The organism is Rahnella sp. P4_A8 (assembly GCF_056402435.1).
In genome coordinates this window covers 77,552-97,089 of record NZ_JBFUHK010000001.1, presented here as the reverse complement: position 1 = coordinate 97,089, position 19,538 = coordinate 77,552, and the positions used below count along the sequence as shown (strand labels likewise).

Here is a 19,538-nt window from a genome sequence, read left to right as displayed (position 1 = left end):
GAACTTTCTGCCAGCGTTAACCCACACCCCATCCCAACCTTCCCCTCATGAGTGGGGAAGGCGTAAAACCTCCGCTACCAAAGGATTCTCAGGCGTGACCACTCCCACTGACCTCCTTCGTCTGCAAGACGTTTCTTTTACACTCAACCATATCCCGCTGCTGGAGCCTGTTTCCCTCACCCTGAATCCGGGGGAATTTACCTTACTGACCGGCCCTTCAGGGAGCGGGAAAAGTACGTTGCTGAAGATTATTGCGTCATTGCAAAATCCGACCGGTGGAAATCTTTATTTCAAAGGCGAAAATATTACGCAGATCAAACCTGAAGCGTACCGCCAGCGCGTATCGTATTGCTTCCAGACACCGTCGTTATTTGGCGAAACGGTTTACGATAACCTCGCCCTGCCTTATCAGATCCGCAATAAAAAACCTGATGACGGGCAGCTTCGCGACTGGCTGAAACAGGTAAATTTATCCGAAGACATGCTGACCAAACGTACGCAGGAGCTTTCCGGCGGGGAAAAACAGCGCATCGCATTGCTGCGCAATCTGCAATTTATGCCGGATATTTTATTACTTGATGAAATCACCAGCGCGCTGGATGAAGAGAATAAAATCAACATCAACGACATCATTGCCGGGTTGGTTGAGAAAGAGCAGATCGCCGTGTTATGGGTGAGCCATGACCTGAACGAAATCCGCCACGCCAAAAACGTCATTACCCTGACCCGTCATTCATCAGGAAGCGCGTCGCATGAATCAGCATAATATTACCAACCAGTCTCTGGCTCTCGCGCTGATCCTGGTCGTCGTCGCCCTGCTCGTCAGCAAGAAAGAAAAGCTCGGACTGGAAAAAGACATCATCTGGAGCGTTGCCCGCGCTATCGTACAACTGGTGATTGTCGGCTACGTTCTCAAATACATTTTTGATATCAATAACAGCCTGTTAACCGTGCTGATGGTGCTGTTTATCTGCGTAAATGCGGCGCTGAATGCCAAAAAGCGCAGCCGTAATATCGATAACGGATTTATCATTTCTTTTATCGCCATTACGGTGGGTACCTCGCTGACATTAATGATTCTGATCCTCAGCGGTTCGATCGAATTTCTGCCCATGCAGGTGATTCCGATTTCGGGGATGATTGCCGGGAATGCGATGGTGGCAGTAGGCCTGTGTTACARCAACCTTAACCAGCGTTTTCTCGATAATCAGCAAAAGATCCTCGAGATGCTGAGCCTCGGCGCACCGGTAAAAATGGCTTCCGACCGGATTATCCGTGACAGCATTCGTGCCGCCATGATCCCGACCGTAGATGCAGCGAAAACCGTCGGGATTGTCAGCCTGCCGGGCATGATGTCCGGGCTGATTTTTGCGGGTATTGATCCGGTGAAAGCCATCAAATATCAGATTATGGTGACCTTTATGCTGCTGGCGACCGCGAGCTTATCGACGATTATTGCCGGTTATCTCGCTTACAAACGTTTCTACAATGACCGTGCGCAGCTGCGCGATTTGAAATCATCGTAATACGTATCCTGCCCGCGGGTCGGAAACCGGCGGGCAGGATTTTTCAGGCTTTATAAATCAGACAACGCCTGACGCAGATTCACCTCTCCGGCGGCCTCGTCATCAAGATCCAACACCCCTTCCAGATCGTCCAGATGTTCCTGCATAATTTCAGCGGCCTGCGTATTATCCCCCGCTTCAAGTGCATCGATAATCGCCTGATGTTCATCACACTGGCACGACGGCACTTCGTTACGCTGGTACAACGACACAATCAGGGAACTGCGCACCATCAGATTCGACAGAATTTCACTCAGAACATCATTGCCCGAAATTTCCCCGAGAATGAGATGAAATTCACTCAGCTCACGCACAATGGCGCGCCGGTCTTCAGATTGCACAGCTTCACGCTCTCCGCGCAGATGGGTACTAATACGGTGACGGTGACGCCGGATCACGTCCGGCCCGATGCATTCAACGATCGCCCGTTCGATAGCACGACGGGCGATGAACACTTCACGCGCTTCTTTGGCGGTGGGCTGCGCCACCATTGCGCCACGGTTAGGTTCGATGGTCACAATTCTCTGCATCGCCAGACGCTGTAACGCCACCTGAACGTGGTTACGGTTAGCACCCAGCGCCTCAACAAGCTGTGATTCCACCAGCCGGGTGCCCGGACGCAGGCGTTGCTGCGCGATGGCTTTAGACAGAACATCGACAATGCGCTGAACTTCCAGCTGCTTGGCGGTTGTAGTTTGATTACTCATGGATTGCTAAATGGCCTCTCTCTGGCAGTTTCCGTGCAACCTATCACCATCTGCTCGCGTTCGTCATTAGTAAATGACGTGGGGTTTCAAATCATGCGAAAAATTCCAATAAATAGCACATAACATTCATAATAATTATCATTCCCGCACGCATTCACAATATCCCTGTTATCACCTTCCGTATCCTTGCAGCACCTCACGCTACGCAGAAAAATGTTCAGAACACGTGAAGTATGCACGCCAACGTATTGAAATCAGGACAATAATGAAACACACATTTTTTAAACACTTACTCAATTTTATCTTATTAGCCCTGGGAGCCATTTGTACCGCGCTGGTCATCTGGCTGGATGTGGCCGTATTTAAAGACGGTATCCAGGAAATTTCCGCCACTGAGTTCCTTCAGGAACTTTCACTGCTGGCCATCAGCGCGTTGTTTTTCTTACAGGCCAAAAAACATCCGGCATTGCGGGGAGGTATGATCCTGATTGGCGGGTTCTTCTTCTGCATGCTTATCCGCGAACTCGATGCCCTGTTTGACCTGATCCACTACGGCTCATGGGTGTATTTCGCCAGCCTGTTCGCGGTCTATTGTATCGCCTGGGCCTGCATCACGCCGAAAACCAGCCTGCGCGGATTGTCAGCTTTTCTGGTTCATCCGGCCTGTCACTATATGGTTTGCGGTCTGGTACTGATCCTGGTGTTCTCACGGGTCTTTGGGATGAATATGATCTGGAAAGTGGTGATGCAAGGCGAATACGTACGGACAGTGAAAAATATTGTCGAAGAAGGCACCGAACTGATGGGTTATCTGTTGTGTCTGGGGTCTGCAGTTGCCTTCTGGCAGCGCAGTGAGCCACTGAAAACCCTGTAAAATCCTGCCTGCTGCGGATTTTTGCAGCAGGCAGGATTTCAGACGCGCCACGGCAATACGCCTTCCGGCAGTCGACGCGCAAACAGCGACGCCAGCAGCATAAAGACCAGCACCACACCAATCATCAGGCACCCCACGGCTGCGGCCAGCGTGGAAGAACCGCCTTCATCAAGAAACACAATCATCGGTCCGAGCGTTTGCGTACCGGATGTGACCAGCAGAATCGACACCTGAATCTCATTCAGTGCGGTCAGGAACACCAGAATCGTGCCCGCCATGGCCGACGGCGCCGCCAGCGGCATCACTATATCGCGCATCCGTTGCAGGAAACTGGCACCGAATATTTGTGCGGCCTCATCCAGCGAACGCTCGATTTGCGCAAAACCGGCCAGCGTCGGACGAAGCACCAGTGCCATAAAACTGGAAAGATAAGCCGCCAGGATAATCCATACCGTGCCGTAAAGGCTGATATGCACCAGTGGCAACGGTTTGAGGAAAAACAGGATCGCCGCAATTCCGGTCACTATCCCCGGCAACGCGTAAGCCAGTTCGGTCGACAGTTGTAAAATACGCACCAGCCGAGTTCGCTGCCAGCTCAGGAAATACGCCAGAAACAACGAGGAAAGTGTCAGGATCAGCGCGGTCATCACGGTCAGCCCGAGGCTGGTCATAAAGGCATGGCGGATTGCCGGATACCCGAACAGCGCATTGGCATAATTGCTCAGCGTCAGACTCTGCAAGGTCAGTGCCTGACCAAAACCCGTGGTCAGGGACGTGGTCATCAGCGCGGAAAGCGGCAATAACAGCGTCAGCGACATCCACAGCCAGGCCGCAATTTCTGCCGGTAAACGCCATCGCTCCAGAGACTGATGCAGCGCCCGCGGCGTCCCCGTGACACGCACATCCTGCCGCCCGCCCAGCCAGCGGCTGAACATCAGTCCGGCAAGCGTAATAGCGGCAATCAGCAGCGAAAGCACCGCCATATCCGTCAGCGCCGACGCCCCCACGCTGTTGAGTTGCTGATACACCAGCGTGATCAGCGTCGGGATACGACCGGGAATGCCGAGCATTGCCTGAATACCAAAATTACCCGCTGCGGTGACAAACGACAGTGCCGCACCGGCAAAAATAGCCGGGCGCACCAGCGGCAAAATCACGGTAAACAATACCCGCCACGGTTGTGCCCCACCGCTGCGCGCGGCCTCCACCAGTTCGGCTGGCAACCTGCGCAACCCGGCCCGCACCATCAGGAAAACCAGCGGCGCATTGTGCAATCCCAGCAGAACAATAATGCCGGTCAGCGAATACAGCGGCGAAGTCGAACCGGCGGGCAGCGTTAACCCCAGCCACTGCAATACCGGACTGGATGGCGAAAGTGCCTGAACCCACGCCAGCGCTGTTACCTGCGGCGGGATCATCAGTGGCAGAATAAAAGTAAATACCCAGGCCTGTTTACCGCGCAAATTAGTCAGCGCGATCAGCAGCGCCGCCACTGTACCCAGCACCATCGCCAGCAAAGTTGAGACGACAGCAATCGTTAGTGTATTCAGCGTGGCGGTCAGGACTTTTCGTGTGCCCAGTAAATGGCTGAGCCGCGAGATGTCCGGCACACCTTCAGGCGCCATTGCCGCCCAAACCAGTCGCATCAGGGGCGCTATCGACAATATCCCGATCAGCAACGTCAGGGCCCAAAGCACGCCCTTCTCACTGCCCGGCCAGAACCGACGCGAGGGGGTGGCGCGGCGCTGAACTTCACTCATCACGCTCATCTGGCTGTCCTTTGGGCTGTCAGCCACCGAAGATTTCAGTGAATTTCGCGCGAACTTCTTTATCATCCGCCACCGCTTTATCTGAATCCAGCGTCAGCAGCTTAATCGAATCCAGCGGTGCAAAGCCTTCAGGTACCGCAATACCGGATTCAATTGGCCGGTTACCTTGTTTCGCAACCAATTGCTGGCCCTGCGATGAGAGCATGAAATCAACAAACGCCTTCGCCGCAGGCACGTTATGTGCCCCGGAAAGAATGGCTACCGGCTCAGTCACAAATGAAGCCCCCTCTTTCGGATACACCAGATCAATCGGCGAGCCCTGCTTTTTAGCGCGGATAATATCGGCATCGGTAATCACGCCATACTTCGCCATGCCACTCGCTACCGCTTTCAGCGCCGGGCCGTTGCCACCTTCCGGGGTAATGCCGTTCTGCGCCAGTTTCTGATAAAACGCCCAGCCGATGTCCGGCGTATTAATGGCCGTATGCAGGTGATACAACGCCGCCCCGGAATACAGCGGGCTTGGCACGGCCACCTGACCTTTGTTTTGCGGTTCGGTCAGCGCCATCCAGCTATCAACCGGTGTGGCGTTTTTAGTGTTGTAGGCAATGACCGTGGCGATAATTTTGGTGCCAAACCAGGTTTTATCTTTGTCGTAAAAATCCGGGCTGATATTTCCCACCGGCGCATCGGTATAGGCCATCAGTTTGCCGTCTTTTTTCAACGCGCCCAGATTGATGGAATCCGCAACCAGCAGCACATCAGCTTTTACGTCCCCGGCCAACATTTCAGTTTGCAAAACATTCATCAGTTGCGTCGTGCCGTTGCGCGTCCACTCCACCTGCACATCCGGATAAGCCGCCTTGAAGGCGTCAATCGTTTGCTGGGCAATTTCCGGTGCCTGAGAGGTATAAACCACCAGCTTTCCGGAGGCGGCTTCGGCAGCATTTGCCTCTCCCTGCGTGGCGCAAATCAGCAATGCGCTCAAGGATAACGTGATGGTTTTTAAAATATGCATAGCCCTGTCCTTAGAATGAGAAAATTATTGGGGAAGGATCCAGCCGTCGGCAATGACGAAAGTGACAATGTCACTCACGTAACTATCGGGCGAAAGAGAGGAATGAAGGGAAAGCTTCAGCGCAGGCGTGTTTACCGGCGCGACGTCAATCTGGTGATAGCCGCCGCGGTAAATCACCCGGGTGATCCGCGCAGCGATGCCCGGTTCGCCGTGCTGAGCAAAACGTAAATCCGCAGCATGGATACACACCTGCGCCTCACTCACCGTTGTCTGATGTGCCGGAGCCCGTAACCGGATACGCATACCGAAAACATCGGCCCAGGCCGTGCCGTTTTCGGCGGGTTGAATATTTTGTGCCGGGATAACGCGACCCTCGTCGATAAAGGTCGCGACCATGGCGTTGGCTGGTTCACGGTACAGCGTTTGCGGCGTAGCAAACTGCATCACCTGGCCCTCGTTCATCACCACGACACGGTCAGCCATCGCCATCGCTTCCTGCTGATCGTGGGTGATATACAAAAGCGTTGCGCCGGTGTGCTGATGAAAACGCCGGAACTCTTCTTCCATCGCCGCACGTAAATGCACATCAAGATTTGCCAGCGGCTCATCCAGCAGCACCACGCCGGGGCGTGTGACCAGGCAACGTGCCAGTGCCACACGTTGTCGCTGACCGCCGGACAAATCGGAAGGACGGCGTATGGCGTAATCGCTCAGCCCCACCAGCGCCAGCGCATCCTGCGTTCGCGTGCGTCGTTCATGGCGATCCATCCCCGCCACTTTCAGGCTGTACGCTACGTTTTCTTCCACCGACATATGCGGCCACAGCGCGTAGTTCTGAAACACAATGCCCAGATCGCGCTTTTCCGCTGGAACATGGACGCCGGTGGATGAAAACAGTCGTTCACCGACGATGATTGTGCCGCTGTTTACCGGCTCGAATCCCGCGATGGTCCGCAGCAACGTGGTTTTGCCACAACCTGAGGGACCGAGCACGGCAACAAACTCACCGTGATGAATATGCAGTGAGACGTCATTGAGCACCGGCTGAGTGGTAAAGGATTTACTCAGGTGGGAAATCTGTATGGCAGACATGCGTCGGATGTTTCCTCAAAGCGGCACTGGCCCGTTCAATGAGGAAACAAATTACTGCGGTTTTGTGACTGTTTTATGAACCGGTGGAGAAGGTTTGGTTCGACACGACATGGCAGGAGAAGACATAAATGCGATATAGCTTCCTGATTAAAATGAATCACTTCCTTTTAATTAAAACACATTATAAATCAATGCAATATCTGAAGAGTTCTGAATAGAAAAAAGATTATCTATAAGAAACAATCATTTTCCATACGCGGCGATAAATTCTCCGGCAATCGCCACGGCAATTTCTGCCGGGAGTTTGCCGCGCACATCGGGCAGCCCCACCGGGCAACGCATTCTCGCCAGTTGCTCAGACGAAATCCCTTTGCCCGATAAACGGTAATCAAAGCGTTTACGCTTGGTATCCGAGCCAATCAGGCCAAAGTAGCGGAAATCGCCGCGCTTCAGGATGCGCTCACTCAGAGCGAAATCCAGCTGGTGATCGTGCGTCAGCACCATGAAATAACTGTCAGCGGGCATCTGCGCCACCGTGCTTTCGGGTTCCTCATCCACAAGGCAGGTGACTTGCGGGTCCACCTGTGCCGGAAACTCACTGGCACGGGCATCTACCCAGGTAATGCGACAGGGTAAGGTGCTGAGAATGTTCACCAGTGCCCGCCCGACATGACCTGCGCCGTAAACCACAACGTGCGGTTGCGGTTGCCCCAGCGGTTCAAGCAACACCGACGCCATGCCTCCGCAACATTGTCCGAGCCGCGCCCCTAATGAAAAGCGTTCGAAGCGGCTGGTTTTCGCACCCTGCTGCAACATCTCGCGGGCAATGGCTGTAACCTGAAACTCAAGATTGCCGCCGCCCAGCGTATAAAATTGCTGGTCAGCGGTGATCACCATTTTGCTGCCTGCATCACGCGGCGTGGAGCCCTGATTCTCCACCAGCGTCGCCACCACGCACGGTTCTCCGCGACGTTGCAGGTCATGTAAACGCGTTACCCAGTCATCAGTACGCATGAGAACCCCCGTCAGCCGGCAATTTTTGCGGTAGCCATAGCGGAATGAGTGACAACGTCACCCTGAAAATGCATCTGATTTATGGCGTTAAGCACTCTTTCCGGCGTGGCAGGTGCATCAAGGTGCGGATGTACACGATAACCGGCCAGGCTGGCAACGGCATCTTTGATGGCACACCAGACGGATATCCCGAGCATAAACGGCGGTTCACCCACGGCTTTGGAATGGAAAACGGTATCTTCCGGATTCTTACGGTTCTCCACCAGTTTCACGCGCAGATCCTGCGGAATATCGCCAATTGCCGGAATTTTATACGCCGCCGGACCACTGGTCATTAAGCGCCCTTTGTCATTCCACACCAGCTCCTCCGTGGTCAGCCAGCCCATGCCCTGCACGAATCCGCCTTCCACCTGACCGATATCAATCGCCGGATTCAGTGAGTCGCCGACGTCATGCAGAATGTCTGCCCGCAACAGCCTGTATTCACCGGTCAGCGTATCGACCAATACTTCCGCGCAAGCCGCGCCGTAGGAGAAATAATAAAACGGATGCCCGGCGGCTTTACTGCGGTCATAGAAAATCTTCGGTGTTTTGTAATAGCCGGTGCTGGACAGCGGCACCTGATTCAGCCAGCACTGGGTCGCCACCTGTTCAAAACTGAAATACTGATTTTTAACGCGCACCTGACCGTTGCTGAAGGTGATGTCAGTTTCCTGTGCATCATGAACACGCATCAGCATCTCAACCATGCGCCCTTTGATGATTTCCGCCGCGTTTTGCGCCGCTTTACCGTTCAGGTCAGCGCCGGATGACGCTGCCGTCGGCGAGGTATTGGGCACTTTGCCGGTATCAGTCGCGGTGATCTGAATCCGGCTGATATCCACCTGAAACACCTCAGCCACCACCTGCGCGACCTTGGTATTCAGCCCCTGTCCCATCTCTGTGCCACCGTGATTGAGCTGAATACTGCCGTCGGTATAGACCAGCACCAGCGCGCCTGCCTGATTGAGGAAACTGGCGGTGAAGGAGATACCAAATTTTACCGGCGTCAGCGCCAGCCCCTTTTTCAGATAAGGGTTGCTGCGGTTAAATTTCATGACAGCGTCACGTCTTGCGGTGTATTCCGCGCTATCCTCCAGTTGCTGCGTCATCTCCTGCAACAGGTTTTGCCCGACGGGCTGGTGATAATGCGTAACGTTGCGGGCTTCCTGACCGTAGTAATTATTTTTGCGTACCGTCAGCGGATCCAGACCCAGTTCGCGGGCAATATGATCAACAATGTGCTCAATCGCCACAATGCCCTGCGGGCCGCCAAATCCGCGGTAAGCGGTGTTCGACGCCAGATGAGTTTTACAGCGATAACCGGTGATCAGCGCATCGCCGAGGTAATAGGCGTTATCGGAATGGAACATGGCGCGATCGACGATAGAACCGGAGAGATCCAGCGAATAACCGCAGTTGGCCGCCAGTTTAATGTCGATACCGTGAATGACGCCGTCATCGGTAAACCCTACGTCATAGCTGACATGAAACGGATGGCGCTTGCCGGTGATCAGCATGTCATCCTGACGCGACAGCCGCATCTTTGCCGGACGTCCGGTCAGATGCGCCGCCAGCGCGGCAAGGCAGGCTGCACCAGCGGCCTGCGTCTCTTTGCCGCCAAAACCACCGCCCATGCGTCGCATATCAACCACGACTTTGTGCATCGGCAAATCCAGCACCGAGGCCACCAGTTTCTGCACTTCTGTCGGATGCTGTGTCGAGCTGTACACCAGCATCGCGCCGTCTTCGCCGGGCATCACTGAGGCAATCTGCGTCTCGAGATAAAAATGCTCCTGGCCGCCAATTTCCAGTTCGCCCTGTAAACGGTGCGGCGCACAGGCCAGCGCCATCTCAGCGTCACCGCGTTTATGCTGATGCGGTTCTTCGACGTAATGTTCCAGCGCCAGCGCCTGTTTTACCGTCAGCACCGCGTCACGCGGCTGATACTCCACTTTCGCCAGCGCCACCGCCGCACGGGCGGCTTCCATTGAGGTTGCCGCCACCACCAGCACAATCTGGCCGACATACTGCACGGTGCCCTGCGCCATCAGCGGATCGCCATGGGTCAGCGGCGCAATGTCCAGATTGCCGGGCACATCCTGTGCAGTCATCACCCGCACCACACCCGGTACGGCGTAACAAGGTTCGGTATCAATATGCAAAATGTCAGCATGCGCATGAGGGCTGAGCAGCGGCACCAGATGCAACTGACGGGGGAATTCCAGCCGGTCATCGATATACACTGCTTCACCGCTGACGTGTTTCTCCGCGCTTTCATGTTTCTGGCTTTTGCCCACGCCGCTCTGCAACCCTGTGCGGAACAACGCTTCCATCTCAGCCTGAGAAAGTGATGGTTTCGATTCAGACATAATGTGTTACCCGCATCAGTGTTTCAGGAGAAGTCATTTCGATATGGCAGCGGCGCAGCAGATTTTTCGCCACCTGCATGCGGTATTCCCGGCTGGCACGAAAATCACTGATTGGCGTGAAATCCAGTTCCAGCGCCTGACAGGCCCGCTCGACAGTTGCCGTCTGCCACGGCTGACCAAGTAATTGCGCCTCACAGCCGCTGGCCCGTTTCGCCACTTCCGCCATGCCGCCAAACGCCACGCGTGCATGCACCACCACGCCATTTAGCACTTCAATATGCAACGCCGCGCAGACCGCAGAAATATCGTCCTCCAGCCGTTTCGACACTTTATAAACCCGTAACTGGCGTGCCGCCGGGGTATTGCGGGGAATGCGGATTTGTTCAATAAATTCGCCCGGCTGCAACGCAGTTTTGCGATAACCGAGGAAGAACTGATCAAGCGGTAACTCCCGTTGTTCAGCGCCACGCCGCAGCAGCAGCGAAGCGCCGAGCGCCAGCAACACCGGCCCGCCGTCACCGATTGGCGAAGCGTTGGCGATATTGCCGCCGAAGGTCCCCTGGTTGCGAATTTGTTGTGATGCAAACCGTTCAAGCAACTCGCCAAACGCCGGGAACTCTTCATGTAAAAACGGCATACAGGCGCTGAGTGGCGCGGCGGCGCCAATATGAATAGCCTGACCGGTCAGCATAATTGCCTTGAGTTCGGGAATATGACTCAGCGAAATCAGCTTCGGCAGGCGCTGATAACGTTGTGTGACTTCCAGCGCCAGATCGGTACCGCCTGCCACCAGACGGGAATCCGGGCAGGCAAGATAACGTCCGGCCAGTTCATCAATAGTCACCGGCTGTTCAGTCGCGGATATCGCGGCGAGTTTTTCCAGCGTTTGCCGGGCATCAGCATCAAACTGATCGGCCTGCGGGGCTTCACAAATGGCTTTCGCCGCATCCATGATTGGCCGGTAACCCGTGCAACGGCAAAGATTGCCGGAAAGGGTTTCCTGCACGCCTTCAACCGTAAAAACAGGTTTATTTTTTTCCATCGCAAACAGTGACATCACAAAACCCGGCGTGCAGAAACCGCATTGCGAAGCGTGATTATCCACCATCGCCTGCTGTACATGATGAAGCTCGCCGCGATGTTTCAGATCTTCAACCGTAATAAGCTGTTTGCCATGCACCGCAGGCATAAAGGTCAGGCAGGCGTTGACCGTGCGGTATTGCAGTTGCTCACCCTGCTTTTCTGCCAGCACCACCGTACAGGCGCCGCAGTCACCGGAGGCACAGCCTTCTTTGGTACCACAGCGCCCTGCATCGCGGCGCAGATATTGCAAAACGGTGGTGTCAGCGGGCAGATTTTCCGTGTGGATCCTGCCGTTCATCAGAAATTGGATCATGATCATATCCTTCAAAAATCACTGGTTTGCTCCCTCCCCTGCGAAGGGGAGGGTTGGGGTGGGGTTTTAAAGCAAAATCAAAAAGTTGATGTATGCTTTGACTGGGAGTTTGCCCTTAATACCCCCTCCCGGCCTCCCCCTTCGCAGGGGGAGGAGCAAAGGCTTTACAGCCATTCAGAATCAGTGTCGTCACTTCACCAATAATGTGTTCACGCGCCTGTTCATCGCCTTCGAAATTGCCGTACATATGCTTCACCTGCACCGCAAAATCGGCGTAATACTGCGTCACCGCCCAGATATGCATGATGAAAAGACGGGCATCCAGCGCACGGATTTTCCCCTGCTCAATCCACTGATGGATCAGGTTCTCTTTGCCGGTGATATTCTGCGTGGCCAGCGGCCAGTACTTATGCAGATAGTGACCGCCGCCGAGTACCTCACTGGTGAAAATGCGCGACAGTTGCGGCTGATCGAACGAGAAATTCAGCTTATTGCGGATATAACGGCTGAGCACCGCCTCGGGTTCGCTGAGTGACGGGTCAAACTGAATGATATCGCCCCAGACTTTCAGCACTTTCTGCAAGAGCTCTTCGTACAACTCTTCTTTGCCCGCGATGTAGTAATGCAACTGGGCTTTTTTGATCCCGGCGCGCTGAGCAATGGCCTGAGTGGTTGCCCCCTGAAAACCTTTTTCACTGAATTCTGCAATGGCCGCCGCGTGGATATTTTCCAGGGTGCGTTCACGCGCAAGGCGGACTTTGCCGCCGGTATCACTGTTCATCATGCTGAGAGTTCCTCCTGCTGAGCATCCCGTACATACGCCGGTTCGCCGTCAACGTAGGTGCAATACACATTACGGTCATCACCCAGCGTCATCAGCACAAACAGCTTTTCAGCCAGCGTTTTACTGTTGGTGGCACGTAATTTTTGCAGCGCACTGACACCCGGTTCGAGCACCACAAAATCCGCCTCTTTACCGGTATTAAAGTTGCCAATTTTATCGTCGAGGTGCAGCGCCCGTGCGCCGCCGAGTGTGGCGTGATAGAAGGCTTCGAATGCGGATAAACGGTAACGCTGCAGTTGTCCGACTTTGTAGGCTTCTGACAGCGTTTCCAGCATGTTGAAGGTGGTGCCCGCACCGACGTCCGTGCCCATGCCGACGCGAATTTGTTTCTGCCAGGATTTCTGCAAATTAAACAGACCGCTGCCCAGAAACAGATTAGACGTCGGGCAAAAAGCGATAGTCGAATCGGTGTCGTGCAGGCAATCCCATTCACTGTCATCCAGATGCAGACAGTGTGCAAACACGCAACGTTCGCCGGTCAGTCCGTACTGATGATAAACGTCGAGATAATGCTGATGTTCAGGGTGCATTTCTTTCACCCACGAGAGTTCAGCGACGTTTTCGCTCAGATGGGTATGCATGTACACGTCGGGGAATTCCTGCTTAAGCAACCGCACTTTTTGCAGCAGTTCAGGCGAAGATGTTGGCGCAAAACGCGGCGTCAGCGCATAGCTCAGACGCTGGCGGTTATGCCAGCGCGCAATCAGCCCGCGCGTGTTGCGTTCACTTTCTTCAGGGGTTTCCAGCAGGGCGTCGGGGGCGTTTTTGTCCATCATCACTTTGCCCGCCACCAGCCGCATATTGATGTCGGAGGCTTCTTTAAACAGGGCATCGACGGACTGCGGATGAACGGTGCCAAACACCAGCGCCGTGGTGGTCCCGTTAAGCAGCAACTGACTGATGAAGAATTTCGACATGCGCCTGGCGTAATCCGCGCAGTGATATTGTTGTTCGGTCGGGAAGGTATAGCGCGTCAGCCATTCGAGCAACTGCTCGCCGTACGCGCCGATCATTTCGGTCTGCGGATAGTGAATATGCGTATCGACAAAGCCCGGGACGATCAGCTTGTCGCGATAATCATCAATTTCCAGAACAGCGGTTTTACGTGCCTGCGCCAGCTTGCCCTCACCTTCCTGCCAGCTTCCCAGCCAGATGATTGTGCCGCCGCTGAGCAACATCAGGCCGTCTTCGATATAACGCACCTGCGCTTCTAAATCTTCCGGCCGTAATACCGGCTCGCGGATATCGAAGAAATTTCCGCGGACGGCGCGGGTGATGATCTGACTCATGGCATTGTCCTTCTCTGCAACATTCTCGTTCACGATTGATAACAGAACATTTGCAAAGCTTATGCCAAATCTGACCAACCGGTCAGATCAAAGAGTCAGACCGGTTGGTTCGAAATTTCAATACCGGATCGAAAATAATTCATTTAGCTATGCCAGACATCTTCTGATGCGTGCGTGTGATAACATTTAGCCCCATCAGAAATCATTAATTAATCTCTATCTTTATGACTACAAAACACATGGCATGTAATTTTCATCTTGACCAGATGGCTTTTTTAAAAACACAAACCAGGGATATATCAGTTTCAGGTTATGGCGTATGTGCCGGCATGGTAAGTTCATGGATTCAGCATGAACTTTCTGAGAAACCTCAATCCTTTTTATTCTATAAAAACACTTATAACTTTATTTCCCGCCAACGTGCATTAACCTGTAAGTACCTGATATCTGGAAAAATAAACCTGGCTTTCAACAGCGACTTATTTTACCCGATAAGACAAGTTGATTTAAAAACAAATGATTTTCAGTCATTTGCAAGATCCACCATCAGGGGTGTTTTCAGTATCGTTGTTTATTCAAAAAATGGTTACTCACACTGCATTGGCATGAGCATACATAAAGGGACTTATAAAATATTTGACCCCAATCTGGGTGAGTTTGAGATAACAAAAAGCAGAAGTTTTTCTTCTTTTATTTGTCAGTACTGGATATCAAAAAAATATCCCCCTTCACGCACACCCTATTTGCAGATAACACAATATAAATCAAAGCACTTAAACATCACTACTTCAACAGCACTTCATATTGCGGATTGAATTCATCAAATATTGGCAACGCGGCAGCACCGAGCGCGGGTGTGTCGCTGCCGGACATCCCGAGGCGAATGCGTGCACTCTGCGCGTACCGGCTGCGCACCGAATTATACAGGGGCGTCAGGCGCTTAATCAGCTTTTCCACCAATGGTTTAGGCATGGTGCCGCCGATAATCACGCTCTGCGCATCGAACACGCATTCCATAATATTGATGGCCTGGAGTGCCGGTTCGACGGCAGTATCAAGCCATTTATCGAACACTTTTTCATCGACTTTCAGCAGATCTTCGGGCATGGCCGACATCGGATCCAGTCCGCAGGCTTCATACGCCGCCTGCAAAGAAACATAACGTTCGAGGCAGCCTTTGTTGCCGCAATAACATTCCCGCCCGCCCGGTTGCACCACAATGTGGCCGACTTCGCCCGCATTGTGTGCATGACCGGTGTAAATCCGTCCGTCGGTGAAGATGCCGGCACCCAGCCCGGTGCCGATATACAGATACACAAACGACGATAATTGCTTGGCCACACCGTGAAAACGCTCACCGATTGCGGCTACCGTCGCATCGTTTTCCAGCGTCACCGGCCAGCCGGTCGCGGCGCTTAAACGCGCTTCAATATCAATATTATCCCAGCCGTGCAACGTGGTCGGCCCTTGTGAGGAAATGCCTTCTACGCCAAACGGCCCCGGCATCACCACACCCACGCCTAATATTTTTCGCCAGTCAATTTTCACCTGTTGGCGCATTTCTTGCAGAACCTGATCGATAAGAGCCAGCGTGGGCTCTGGCTGCGGTTTCTGTACATGGATCAGTTTGCGAAAGCGAACAGTTCCGGTCAGATCCACCAGCACAGTCAGCAGCGACTGATGATCAAGATGGATGCCTATTGAATAGGCGCTGTCAGGATTGAGTGTCAGTGGCGTTGCTGGCTGACCACGCCCTCCCGCACGGCGCGGCAGGTGGGAAGACAGGATACCCGCCTGCTCGAGTTCGGTGGCAATGTTGGAGACCGTTTGGGGGGTGAGCGACGTCAGCCGGGCGATTTCAGCGCGGGTCAGTTCACCGTTAAGGCGAATGGCTTCGATCACCACCCGACGATTGTGAGCACGGGCGTGCTCAAGATTGGTACCAGACGTTGTTATCACATCCCTCTCCACGGTGAAGACCTTGCGGGCAGTATGTGGCCAGTGATTACAGCAATCAAATTGATTTTATTAACCCGTCATACTTCGTATTGCAGATGCGTTGGTTGCGCGCACTCACCCCGGTCACATAGGTATCTATGCTCCTGGGATTCGTGCCTTACCGCCTTCCTGCAACCCGAATTATTTAGGGTTAACCTGGGATGATATGAATATGACGGTGGCATCACAGCTTTGAATGTTATTGCCATGTTAATAATAATCGCCAGTCATTATTTAGATTTGAATCATCCGTGTAGCACACGTTTTATACCCAAGATAATTCGGGTTGCAGAAAGGCGGCAAGCGAGTGAATCCCGATGAGCTGACATAAGTCAGTGATTCGGGTGATGGAGCGTAGCCAACGCATCAGCAGCCCGAAGTATGAAGGGTAAATCCGGCAGGGACGCAGGGACTGGCAGAGTTATGCCTTCCCATTTTTTTTAGCCGATTAAAGCAATCAAATTGATTTAATAAACCTAACCCTGTTTCGGAGAATGACGATGAGCCTACGATTTACCCCTGCGGCCACCCTGTGCGCCCTCTCTGCCCTCACCCTGGGATATTCCGCCAGCGCGCTGGCCGATACGACGCTCAGTGCCTTATTTATGACTCAGGCGGCGTACAGCGAAGCGGATATCCGCGCAATGACCGCCGAGTTCACCAAACAGCATCCGGATATCAAAGTGAACCTGGAGTTTGTGCCATATGAAGCCCTGCACGACAAAATCGCCGCCGCACGCGGTGCCGGTGACAAAGGTTATGACGTGGTGCTGTTCGATGCGATCTGGCCTGCTGAATTTAACAAATACGGCCTGTTGCAGGATGTCACGGCGCGTATCCCGGCTGAAGAAAGCAATAAGATTTTTGACGGCGCGATTTCTACCGTGACCTACAAAGATAAACGCTGGGGGATGCCGTGGATCCTCGACACCAAATATCTGTATTACAACAAAGCCATGCTGGCCAAAGCCGGGATCACTACCCCGCCCGCCACCTGGGCTGATGTTGAAAAGCAATCTGAGATCCTGAAAGAAAAAGGCATCGTGAAATATCCGCTGGTCTGGAGCTGGTCACAATCCGAAGCGCTGTTGTGCGACTACACCACGCTGGTGTCGGCGTTCAAAGGGGATTTCTACAAAGACGGCAAACTGAATTTCACCAATTCCGGCGCGATGAAAGCCATCAGCTACATGAAAGAGACGCTGGATAAAGGGCTGACTAACCCGAATTCGCGTGAATATCTGGAAGAAGATGTGCGTAAGTCGTTCTCCAACGGTGATGCGGCTTTCGCACTGAACTGGACCTACATGTACAACATGGCGAACGACCCGAAACAGAGCAAAGTCGCGGGTGACGTGGGGGTCATTCCGGCACCGGGTGAAACCGCCGGTAGCGCATCCGGCGTTAACGGGTCGATGGGATTGGGCATCGCCAAAGCCAGCGCACATCCGGACCAGGCATGGGAATACATCAGCTACATGACGTCGCAGCCAGTGCAGAACAAATACGCCAAACTGAGTCTGCCAATCTGGAAATCGTCTTATGAAGATCCGGCGGTGCAGAAAGATCAGGAGCAGTTGATCGCGGCGGCGAAAACCTCGCTGAATGTGATGTTGTCGCGCCCGGTTACAGCAGATTACTCCCGTCTGTCGAACATATTGCAGCAAAACATTCAGGCGGTATTGCAGGGTAAAACCCCGGCTCAGGATGGTATGGAAGCCGCAACCAAAGCCGCTGATCGTTTACGTTAAGTTTTAAAGCCAACACTATAATAGCCCGCCCGGTTCCGGCCGGACGGGCTGGGAAAAGATATGCTGACATTACCCCAACGCGAGAAACGTCAGGCCTGGTTGCTGCTTGCGCCCATGCTTCTGATGATGTTCTTACTGACCGCCTGGCCGCTCGCCCGCACGTTGTGGCTCAGCTTTACGGATGCCGGGTTAATCGGCGACGGTTCTGCGCCCAACTGGGTGGGGAGCGAGAATTTCATCTATGCGCTGACGGATCCGGATTTTCGCGCCGCACTCTGGCGGACGCTCTATTTCACTGTCGTCTCAGTGGTTATTGAAGGCATCATCGGCGTGCTGGTCGCGCTGTTGCTGAACCAGCCGTTTTGGGGACGCAGCGCTCTGCGCGTGCTGGTGATTCTGCCATGGGCATTGCCGACTATCGTCAACGCCACCCTGTGGCGGCTGAACTTTAATCCCGATTACGGCAGCATTAACGCCCTGCTTTCTCAGCTCGGGCTGATTGACGCCTACCGTAGCTGGCTCGGCGATCCGTCTTCGGCGATCAATGCCGTGATGTTCGCAGATATCTGGAAAAACTATCCGCTGATCACCCTGCTGGTGCTGGCGGCGCTGCAAACCATTCCGGAAGATTTATTCGAAGCCGCACGGCTCGACGGCGCATCGGCTTTCCGCCGTTTTCGTAAAATCACCTTACCGGCGATTGCCGCACCGCTGGCCGTCGCGCTTGTCCTGCGCACCATCGACGCCTTCAAAATCTTCGACATCATTTATGTCATGACCCGTGGCGGGCCGCTCGACAGCACCAAAACCGTCAGTTTCTTTGTCTATCAGGAATCGTTCAGTTATCTGCGCGCTGGCAGCGGTGCTGCGTACGCGATACTCATGACGCTGATCTGCGCACTGCTGATCATGATTTACATGGTGATGTTACTGCGTCAGCGCCGTTCAGGGAGCAACGAATGAAACAAAAAATCCGGCTCGTTTTACGTTACTTTGCGGCGCTGATGGTGGCCATTTCGATTCTTGCCCCGCTGCTGTGGATGTTCCTGATGAGCGTCAGCTCGGCGGAAGATCTGACCCGCATTCCGCTGGAATGGCTGCCGCGCCACTGGGATTTCAACCGTTATACCCGCCTGCTGACCTTACAGGCCGGAACGCCCGGTGCGCTGTTCCTGCATGCGCTCGGCAACAGTGTGCTGGTCGCCTGTGGTGCCACACTGGTGTCGTTGATGCTGGCGATACCGGCGGCCTATAGCTTCTCGCGCTATCCCGGTCGCGACGGCTGGCTGTTTGGCAGCCTGGCGATTTACATGGTTCCGCCGGTGGCGTTTGTGCTGCCTTTGTATTTCATCCTGCAACAGCTCGCGCTGCTCAATACCCATCTCGGGCTGATTCTGGTGTATTGCTCGATGATCCTGCCGTTCCTCACCTGGATGCTGAAAAACCAATTTGACGCGCTGCCGGTGGATATCGAACAGGCATCGCGTCTCGACGGGCTGCGTTACTGGCAAGTATTGCTGCGCATCACCCTGCCGCTGGCAAAACCGGCGCTGGGTGCATCGGCGATGTTTGGCTGGTTGCTGGCCTGGGATGAATTTTTCTACGCCCTGCTGTTTACCAACAATATCGACGCCCAGACGCTGCCGGTCACCATCGCCGGATTCACCGCCGGGCGCGCCACTGACGACGGTCTGATTGCCGCTGTCGGGATCCTTGCGGCCATTCCACCGCTCTTTATTGCGCTCTGGCTGCAAAAAACCATGGTCAGCGGGTTGACCGCCGGTGGCAGCAAGGGCTGAAAATGAACATC

Annotated in this window: 17 protein-coding genes; 7 read left to right on the top strand and 10 right to left on the bottom strand. The window is 53.9% G+C overall.

Features of this window, described 5'->3' with window-relative positions:
- The first annotated feature begins 94 nt into the window (after positions 1-94).
- Together fetA and fetB are read left to right on the top strand one after the other, a co-directional pair.
- On the top strand, positions 95-766 hold the full coding sequence (fetA, locus tag AC1DUO_RS00415; RefSeq protein WP_013575519.1) for an iron efflux ABC transporter ATP-binding subunit FetA: 672 nt from the start codon (positions 95-97) through the stop codon (positions 764-766).
- Positions 753-1,526: an iron efflux ABC transporter permease subunit FetB gene (gene fetB / locus AC1DUO_RS00410; protein ID WP_477986153.1), complete on the top strand. Its 774-nt coding sequence runs from the start codon at positions 753-755 to the stop codon at positions 1,524-1,526. Before fetA ends, fetB begins: the two co-directional genes overlap by 14 nt.
- 50 nt (positions 1,527-1,576) lie before the next feature.
- Here fetB and AC1DUO_RS00405 read toward each other — a convergent pair whose 3' ends face one another.
- Positions 1,577-2,272, bottom strand: coding sequence for a GntR family transcriptional regulator (locus tag AC1DUO_RS00405; RefSeq protein WP_119261635.1), 696 nt, complete (start codon positions 2,270-2,272; stop codon positions 1,577-1,579).
- Between the two features lie 265 nt (positions 2,273-2,537).
- Between AC1DUO_RS00405 and AC1DUO_RS00400 the strand changes: the two genes are divergently transcribed.
- Complete coding sequence (locus tag AC1DUO_RS00400; protein ID WP_013575522.1) at positions 2,538-3,146, top strand: hypothetical protein; 609 nt, start codon at positions 2,538-2,540, stop codon at positions 3,144-3,146.
- 38 nt (positions 3,147-3,184) lie between these two features.
- On the opposite strand, the gene AC1DUO_RS00395 is transcribed toward AC1DUO_RS00400, so the two are convergent.
- The 8 genes from AC1DUO_RS00395 to guaD all read right to left on the bottom strand — a co-directional run bounded on the left by AC1DUO_RS00395 (position 3,185) and on the right by guaD (position 13,979).
- Complete coding sequence (locus AC1DUO_RS00395) at positions 3,185-4,915, bottom strand: ABC transporter permease (protein ID WP_119261636.1); 1,731 nt, start codon at positions 4,913-4,915, stop codon at positions 3,185-3,187.
- A gap of 19 nt (positions 4,916-4,934) precedes the next feature.
- On the bottom strand, positions 4,935-5,933 hold the full coding sequence (locus tag AC1DUO_RS00390) for an ABC transporter substrate-binding protein (RefSeq protein WP_119261637.1): 999 nt from the start codon (positions 5,931-5,933) through the stop codon (positions 4,935-4,937).
- A gap of 24 nt (positions 5,934-5,957) precedes the next feature.
- On the bottom strand, positions 5,958-7,025 hold the full coding sequence (locus AC1DUO_RS00385) for an ABC transporter ATP-binding protein (RefSeq protein ID WP_119261638.1): 1,068 nt from the start codon (positions 7,023-7,025) through the stop codon (positions 5,958-5,960).
- A 243-nt stretch (positions 7,026-7,268) separates the two neighbouring features.
- The gene (gene xdhC / locus AC1DUO_RS00380; RefSeq protein ID WP_013575526.1) at positions 7,269-8,039 is read right to left on the bottom strand and encodes a xanthine dehydrogenase accessory protein XdhC; all 771 of its coding nucleotides are present in this window, start codon (positions 8,037-8,039) and stop codon (positions 7,269-7,271) included.
- Between the two features lie 11 nt (positions 8,040-8,050).
- Entirely contained in the window at positions 8,051-10,450 is a 2,400-nt protein-coding gene (gene xdhB / locus AC1DUO_RS00375; RefSeq protein WP_119261639.1) for a xanthine dehydrogenase molybdopterin binding subunit, read from the bottom strand.
- A complete protein-coding gene (xdhA, locus tag AC1DUO_RS00370) occupies positions 10,443-11,846 on the bottom strand; it encodes a xanthine dehydrogenase small subunit (protein ID WP_119261640.1) in 1,404 nt (467 codons plus the stop codon). The genes xdhB and xdhA overlap by 8 nt, the downstream gene beginning before the upstream one ends.
- 115 nt (positions 11,847-11,961) lie before the next feature.
- Positions 11,962-12,630 carry a TetR family transcriptional regulator C-terminal domain-containing protein gene (locus tag AC1DUO_RS00365; protein WP_013575529.1) on the bottom strand — a complete coding sequence of 223 codons (669 nt, stop codon included), beginning with the start codon at positions 12,628-12,630 and terminating at the stop codon, positions 11,962-11,964.
- Positions 12,627-13,979 carry a guanine deaminase gene (guaD, locus tag AC1DUO_RS00360; protein WP_119261642.1) on the bottom strand — a complete coding sequence of 451 codons (1,353 nt, stop codon included), beginning with the start codon at positions 13,977-13,979 and terminating at the stop codon, positions 12,627-12,629. The genes AC1DUO_RS00365 and guaD overlap by 4 nt, the downstream gene beginning before the upstream one ends.
- 224 nt (positions 13,980-14,203) lie before the next feature.
- Between guaD and AC1DUO_RS00355 the strand changes: the two genes are divergently transcribed.
- Positions 14,204-14,794, top strand: a complete 591-nt coding sequence (locus tag AC1DUO_RS00355) for a YopT-type cysteine protease domain-containing protein (RefSeq protein WP_119261643.1) — start codon at positions 14,204-14,206, stop codon at positions 14,792-14,794.
- Here the strand turns inward: AC1DUO_RS00355 and AC1DUO_RS00350 are convergent.
- Positions 14,763-15,935, bottom strand: coding sequence for an ROK family transcriptional regulator (locus AC1DUO_RS00350; RefSeq protein ID WP_173362098.1), 1,173 nt, complete (start codon positions 15,933-15,935; stop codon positions 14,763-14,765). The two genes, AC1DUO_RS00355 and AC1DUO_RS00350, sit on opposite strands and share 32 nt — an antisense overlap.
- 542 nt (positions 15,936-16,477) lie before the next feature.
- Between AC1DUO_RS00350 and AC1DUO_RS00345 the strand changes: the two genes are divergently transcribed.
- Genes AC1DUO_RS00345 through AC1DUO_RS00335 form a run of 3 tightly spaced genes read left to right on the top strand, consistent with a single transcriptional unit; the run spans position 16,478 to position 19,527 of the window.
- Positions 16,478-17,728: an extracellular solute-binding protein gene (locus AC1DUO_RS00345; protein ID WP_119261644.1), complete on the top strand. Its 1,251-nt coding sequence runs from the start codon at positions 16,478-16,480 to the stop codon at positions 17,726-17,728.
- A 60-nt stretch (positions 17,729-17,788) separates the two neighbouring features.
- Positions 17,789-18,691: a carbohydrate ABC transporter permease gene (locus AC1DUO_RS00340; RefSeq protein ID WP_015689932.1), complete on the top strand. Its 903-nt coding sequence runs from the start codon at positions 17,789-17,791 to the stop codon at positions 18,689-18,691.
- Entirely contained in the window at positions 18,688-19,527 is an 840-nt protein-coding gene (locus AC1DUO_RS00335; RefSeq protein ID WP_015689933.1) for a carbohydrate ABC transporter permease, read from the top strand. The genes AC1DUO_RS00340 and AC1DUO_RS00335 overlap by 4 nt, the downstream gene beginning before the upstream one ends.
- Positions 19,528-19,538: the final 11 nt, after the last annotated feature.